Below are 260 nucleotides of genomic sequence, written 5' to 3' on the forward strand. Positions count from 1 at the left end.
GCTTTCAGGCGCTGCAGCATCGCATGGCCGATCTGCTGCTCGAAATCGAGCAGGCGCGTTCGTCGGTGATCAACGCGGCGGCGGCCATCGGCGCGGCGCGCGTCGAACGCGAGCGCGCGCTGTCGGCGGCGAAGGTCACGATCGGGCGCATTGGCGCGCGCGTGGCCGAAGAAGCGATCCAGTTGCACGGCGGCATCGGCATGACGTGGGAGTTGCCGCTTGCGCATTACGCCAAGCGTCTCGTGATGATCGATCACCAG

At 67.3% G+C, this 260-nt stretch carries 1 protein-coding gene; it reads left to right on the forward strand.

Translation table 11 applies throughout. The features are described from left to right. Window positions 1-260 (forward strand): acyl-CoA dehydrogenase family protein (locus SB751_RS32260; protein ID WP_410749291.1); only part of this gene is annotated, 260 nt, incomplete at both ends.

Source organism: Cupriavidus sp. SIMBA_020, assembly GCF_046535395.1.
Classification (GTDB): Bacteria; Pseudomonadota; Gammaproteobacteria; order Burkholderiales; family Burkholderiaceae; genus Cupriavidus; species Cupriavidus campinensis.